The 5,795-nt window shown below is 41.5% G+C and carries 6 protein-coding genes; all 6 read left to right on the top strand.

The features are described from left to right. Positions 1 to 408 precede the first annotated feature (408 nt). The 6 genes from LS69_RS09565 to LS69_RS09540 all read left to right on the top strand — a co-directional run bounded on the left by LS69_RS09565 (position 409) and on the right by LS69_RS09540 (position 5,561). A complete protein-coding gene (locus tag LS69_RS09565; RefSeq protein ID WP_238699291.1) occupies positions 409 to 2,145 on the top strand; it encodes a hypothetical protein in 1,737 nt (578 codons plus the stop codon). Positions 2,146 to 2,799: 654 nt separating this feature from the next. Then, on the top strand, positions 2,800 to 3,174 hold the full coding sequence (locus LS69_RS09560) for a hypothetical protein (RefSeq protein WP_034374247.1): 375 nt from the start codon (positions 2,800 to 2,802) through the stop codon (positions 3,172 to 3,174). Positions 3,175 to 3,187: 13 nt separating this feature from the next. After that, entirely contained in the window at positions 3,188 to 3,811 is a 624-nt protein-coding gene (locus LS69_RS09555) for a hypothetical protein (RefSeq protein WP_034374250.1), read from the top strand. Positions 3,812 to 3,831: 20 nt separating this feature from the next. Next, positions 3,832 to 4,998 carry a DUF4043 family protein gene (locus LS69_RS09550; protein WP_034374253.1) on the top strand — a complete coding sequence of 389 codons (1,167 nt, stop codon included), beginning with the start codon at positions 3,832 to 3,834 and terminating at the stop codon, positions 4,996 to 4,998. A 60-nt stretch (positions 4,999 to 5,058) separates the two neighbouring features. Then, a complete protein-coding gene (locus tag LS69_RS09545; RefSeq protein WP_034374256.1) occupies positions 5,059 to 5,364 on the top strand; it encodes a hypothetical protein in 306 nt (101 codons plus the stop codon). Between the two features lie 11 nt (positions 5,365 to 5,375). Next, a complete protein-coding gene (locus LS69_RS09540; protein WP_138124491.1) occupies positions 5,376 to 5,561 on the top strand; it encodes a hypothetical protein in 186 nt (61 codons plus the stop codon). The last annotated feature ends 234 nt before the right edge of the window (positions 5,562 to 5,795 follow it).

Genomic DNA, 5,795 nt, shown 5'->3' with positions numbered 1-5,795 from the left:
AGCATTCAGCTTTGGGTAATCATTTCGCAGATTTTGGAGATTTTGAAGGTTCGCAGACCTCTAGTCTAGCCTCACCTCCAAAATCTCCAAAAAACCACGAAAGCAATACCGCGAATCTTAGAATGCTAAGCGTTAAATAAATAAACTCGCCCGCTTCGTGGTGCGTAAATCGTGATCAAAGGAGGCAGTAGTGCCTCCGCACGATTTGAGCTAGAAGCGGATAAAGCGAGGCTTCCCCCTTGTTTGCCGAAAAAGCGGCGTCTTTTTCGGGGTTAAGGGGGACGGGAGGGGGATAAACCCCTTTTTGCGTTAAAAGCTAAAAAATAACGCGAAAAATAAGTGCGAATGCAGCAATCAAGGATTTTAACCGCAAGGACGAATTTATCTTAATTGGAATAAGGAGTATAAATGACGCTAGATCAACTCACCACCGCCCTATCCAAAGACCAACGCGCACACGATAGGGCATTAAGCGAATACAAACAAGCCCTGCAATACTATCACGGACATCAGCTCCAAAGCCAAGAATTAGCCAAGCTCCAATCACGAGGGCAAATCCCTATACACGAGAATATCTTTAAAATGATTTGCGATAAGATATTAGGCTATAAGATTCAAGCGCGCACAGAAATCAAAGTCAATGGACGCCAAGAGCAGGATAAAGTTTTAGCAAGTCTTTTGACTGATTTGCTCAAAGTCTTTGCACAAAGCGATGATTATGATAAAGAGATATACACGCGGGATTTTAATTTGCTTTTAGGGTTAGCCGTAGTGGAGTTATGGTGTGAAAAAGACGCAGAGGGCTTTTATCATATCAATATCAAAAGTATCCCTACTGATAGCTTTTTGATTGATTGTTTTTCGCAAGATAAAAACGCCCTTGATGCGAGTAGATTCCATAAAAAGCAACACATCGCCTTGTGTGAAGTCAAAAGTATAATCCCCGATAAGGAGATTTACCTCACGCAAGATGACATTGCCGACCAAAGAGCCTTTATCATAGAAACATGGGCAAAAGAATACGATGAGCAAACCCGCACTTTAAGCTGGAATAGGTATTTGTGGAATCCTAACGGAGGGATATACAAAACCGAAATAATGCCCTTTAAAGACAATCTGCACCCTTTTGTGATCAGTAAATACCAAATCGATGAGCAAAACAACTTTTATGGAATCTTTAGAGATATTAAGCCTTTGCAAGATTACATCAACTTTGCAGAAAACAAAATGGCAAATATGCTCGGCACACAAAAGGCTTTATTTGAGATTGATGCCGTAGATGATATAGATGAATTTGTGGAAAATATCGCTAAAGATAATGCCATAGTCGCCGTGCGAAGCGGGAGTTTGAGTGAGAAAAAAATCGAGTTTATCCAACATCACGCAGATTTACAAGCTTTGAGTATGAAAAGTGAGCAAAAGCGCAATATGGCAAGGGTTTTGAGCGGGCTTAATGATGAAGCCCTAGCCCAAGCGACCAACCGACAAAGCGGCGTAGCCATAGCACAAAGACGCGATGCGGGGCTTTTGGGACTGCAGTATTTTATACAAAGCAGTGATGCAATGGACAGGCTGATTTATCAAAGAGTTTTAAGCTTTATGCAGCATTATTTTAATAAAAAACAAGTGTTTGCCATAGCAGAGAAAAGACGCGCAGTGCGATATTTTAGTATCAATGACAGCGCAGAGAATACGCTTAAGATCGGGAGCTTTGATCTTGTGTATAACACACAGCTTAAGATGCAAGGGCGTGAAGAGCGATTCGCGCACTGGAGTGAGATTTTAAAAACTATCGCAAACATACGCCCCGATATTGTCAGTGAGCTTCTCCCTTTGATGCTTAAAGACACAGATTCTCAAATCGTAGAAGACATAGAAGAAGTGCTAGAAAATGCCAACACGACCCAAAATGAAAACGCGAGTGCGCAAAATAAAATGTTAGAGCAAGAGACACAAATGCAATTAGCTAAGCTTCAAGCACAGATAGAGAAGCTCCAAAGTGAAAGCCAAAAGCTCCAAGCACAAAGCAGTATTATCAATCAGATGTCCAAACAAGCCTCACTTGAAGCCCAAGAGCCACAAGATAAAGACGCGCAAAAGATGAAGTTTTATAAGAATAACATAAGCAAAGTAGATTTACGATAATTAGAAGCATTCAGCTTTGGGTAATCATTGCGTGGATTAAGTATTTTTTAGGGGAATATCGCAGACCCTTAGTCTAGCTCACCCCTAAAAAATACTTAAAACCGCCCAAGCAATACCGCGAATCTTAGAATGCTAGGGTTATCTAGCAAACGCACGAAGCGGGTGAGAAAGGTAAGAGATGCGGGAATATGAAAACGCAAAAGAATCACGCGGAGGGATTTTTTGAGGGATTTTAAGAGTTGTGAAGCTTTGAGCGCGAGACAACGCGAAATTTATCTTAATTGCAAAAGGAGTGAAGAATTGTTTTAAATTGCGATATAATAACTTGGGGTTGCTCTAGGGAGCCAGCAACTCCCTAGAAGTAGCCTACTTTTTAAAAGGAGGTTACCATGAGTAAGATTGACCAAATCTTAGTCATCATTATACTACTTTGTATCATTGTAGTCAAGTGTAGCTAAGATAGCCATTATCCGCTTTTACCTAAGGGAGCGGATAAGTCTTACTCTTACTCCCTACTTAGGCTTTTTATTCCTTTTGCAAATTAAGATAAATTCGTCCTTGCGGTTAAAATCCTTGATTGCTGCAACCTTTTAACCCTTACATTTTTTTTAAAATTTTTTTATAAATCCAATATATTATTTTAAGGAGCAATCAATGCGCACACAAAAAGTCCATTTTTTAACTTATCTTGTTAAAAATTCGATTGATTTTACCAATCCCCAAGAGTTGGCACTTGTAGCCTTACCCGCAAATGCTGAAGTTACACATATTAGTTTCAGTGTGGAAGAAGCAGCAGATGCAGGATTTAAGGCAGATATAGGATTTATCGATGAGCCCGATGCTTTAGCATCAGACATTGACATTTCTAAGGCAGAGGCAAATATTCTCTCTAAGATCTTCACGACCCCGCAAGTGCAAGAAATCGCAGTAAGCATTAAACCCGCAGTGGGAGATACCCCAGCGACTAAGGGCAGAGGCACGCTAAGAGTGATTTACTATCTCCCCTCTACCACGATGATGGAGTTTTAAAGGAGGCTTTTAAATGGAAGAAGAATTGCAAAATAACGCCCCCGAGACACAAGAGCTCCAAGAGCCACAAGAGCCCATAGAGCAAACAGAGCAAACAGAGCCACCAAACAAGCAAGAGCTACTTTCAGGGCTTAAGGCAGAGCTAGAGCAAAATATGAAGAGTTTTGAAGCGGATTTTGCGAGAAAGGCAAAGGATTTTATCGAGCAAAACCCCGACCTTGAGGAGCTATTTTTTGAAAACAAAGAGGCGTTTTTTGAAAAAATCCTTGCTTTGCAAAATGAATTTATCAAGACAGAGATTGAAAGCAAGCAAGATGCTATCTCTAACCTAGAGGGAGAAATCACGCTTGATAATCAGCTCGGAGCGATAGAAAAGGCAAAGGCGGATTTTCAGCAAGAACACCCCGATGTGGATATTCAAGAGCTTTTAGTATTTTATAGCCAAGAGCTTACGCCAAGAGAACAGCAAGCTTTTGAAAGTCTCGCACCCACAGAGCTTTTTAACGCACTTTATGAGCTTTATACGAGCAAAGGCGGGGGCGGTGAGCAAGAGGAGAAACTCCCCCAACAAGTCAAAGGGTATCCTAGTGATATAAGCCAGAGTGCAAATGATAGTTTGCCCACAGAAAGATATTAAACAATCTCAAGGAGTAAAAAATGAATCTTAACAATATTGACTACAATAGCCTTAAAAACGATGAAAACATCAGTGTGCAAATCGGTAAAGAGATAGAGCGACTTTCATGGATCAAAAGTCCTTTTGAGAGCTTCACAGGTAAGGGCGGAGATAGAGGCGTGCGCACTTTTAGTGTAGAAAACGACCAGCCCTACCGCCCCCGATTGAAAAACAAACTCACAGGCGCAGGCGTAGAGGGTAATGCCGACTTTAAAACAAACTATGATGAGCTAGAAATTCTCAATCAAACGATTTATCCTAAAGTCGTGGGTAACGCCCTAAGAAGCCCTATCAGACAATACAGCAAGATGCAAAGCATTGATTTTGTCAAAGAATCAGTAGATTCTCTTAGCGAGTGGATGCAAGATCGCAGAGACAAAGCGATAGTCGCGCACTTGTGTAACGACTTTACCAATGTCGTGGCTGCAGATGCGCAAAATGGCTTTAAGGATTATAAAAAGAGTCCTGAAGACACGACCAAACAAATCGCAAAAGGCGATGTGTGCAGTGTAAAACTCCTAAGACGCGCTATTTTTATGGCACGAAGCGGGACACATGCTAACGGCAAAGAGGCTTTTCCTATCAAGCCTATCAAAGCAGACAGAGAGAGCGTGAATGGTATCAGCGTGATACACAATAGCTATCTTATTTTGCTTGAATCACACCAAATCCAGCAGTTAAAAGCGGATAAAGAATGGAGAGAGATGCAAGCTTACGCGGGAGATAGGGGCGATAAAAACCGACTTTTTACGGGATTTGTCGGTATGATTGATAATTGCCCTATTTTAGATATGGGCGTATGGACTAAAATGCAGGTGGGTATGCCAAATACTGACTTGAGCGATGCGGATTTCAAACATTATCTCGATAGTCAAAATGTCAGCAAAACCACCCCTCCAAGCTTTTATGCGGACAAACAGCCCTTAAGCATCGGTGCGCTTATCGGTGCAAGTGCTATCGTAATGGCAGGGAGCAACGCGACAAAATTTTATATCGATGATACCCAAGACAGCGGGCGTAAGGTCGTGTGCGGAGCGGATAGGCTTTTAAGCATCGCTAAGGGGAGATTCTCACTAGAGAGCGGGGCATTAAGTCCTTTCAGTAATCAAGACTTTGCGACTATCGGGATTTTTAGCAGTAAAGAGTAAAAAGCTAAATCCATCTCCCCCAAAGCGGGGGAGGCTTAGCTAATTGGAAAAGGAAATTAAATGCACTACTTTATTATGATTATCCTCACTCTTTTTTTGGGTTTTTTTGGCGTATGCACGCATCTTTATCACAAAAACGCACAGCTTAGCTTAGAAAATCTCCAGCTACAAGCCTTGCTAGAGAAGCAAACCCAAGCGATAGAAGCCCTAGCACTTGATACAGATGCGTATGTGTGCGATTTGGACACAATGGAGAGCTATATCAAATCACGATATGAGAGCGTCATTCACGAACACGAGCAAGACACATGCGAGGTAAAGCTTAATGAGCTAGAAAAGGCTTTGTATATATATAGCGACCCTTAGAGCATTCAGCTTTGGGTAATCATTTCGCAGATTTTGGAGATTTTGAAGGTTCGCAGACCTCTAGTCTAGCCTCACCTTCAAAATCTCCAAAAAACCACGAAAGCAATACCGCGAATCTTAGAATGCTAGGGGGTTTTGAAAAAAAGTTTAAGGAAAAAACCACGAATCACGCGGAGGGATTTTTTGAGGGATTTTAAGAGTTTTTCGCAAAAAGAAAAGGGGTTTATCTACTGCCTTTAATCACGATTTACGCACCACGAAGCGGGCGAGAAAGAATGAAGACAAAGGAATCACAAAAAATTCTAGTCATTGCGAGGAAAAATCTTTGCTTTGCAAATGAGCATAAGGGAGCGGACTTAGCGTCCGTAACCGCAATGCGAATGCAGCAATCAAGGATTTTAACCGCAAGGACGAATTTATCTTAATTGGAA

The sequence above is a fragment of the Helicobacter sp. MIT 05-5294 genome (assembly GCF_000765675.1).
Classification (GTDB): domain Bacteria; phylum Campylobacterota; class Campylobacteria; order Campylobacterales; family Helicobacteraceae; genus Helicobacter_D.
This window is presented reverse-complemented; position numbering and strand designations above follow the sequence as displayed.

What these genes read in the sequence shown, in the direction of transcription:
- LS69_RS09565 (WP_238699291.1), top strand. Translation starts at nt 409, where the DNA reads ATGACGCTAGATCAACTCACCACCGCCCTATCCAAAGACCAACGCGCA.
- LS69_RS09560 (WP_034374247.1), top strand. Translation starts at nt 2,800, where the DNA reads ATGCGCACACAAAAAGTCCATTTTTTAACTTATCTTGTTAAAAATTCG.
- LS69_RS09555 (WP_034374250.1), top strand. Translation starts at nt 3,188, where the DNA reads ATGGAAGAAGAATTGCAAAATAACGCCCCCGAGACACAAGAGCTCCAA.
- LS69_RS09550 (WP_034374253.1), top strand. Translation starts at nt 3,832, where the DNA reads ATGAATCTTAACAATATTGACTACAATAGCCTTAAAAACGATGAAAAC.
- LS69_RS09545 (WP_034374256.1), top strand. Translation starts at nt 5,059, where the DNA reads ATGCACTACTTTATTATGATTATCCTCACTCTTTTTTTGGGTTTTTTT.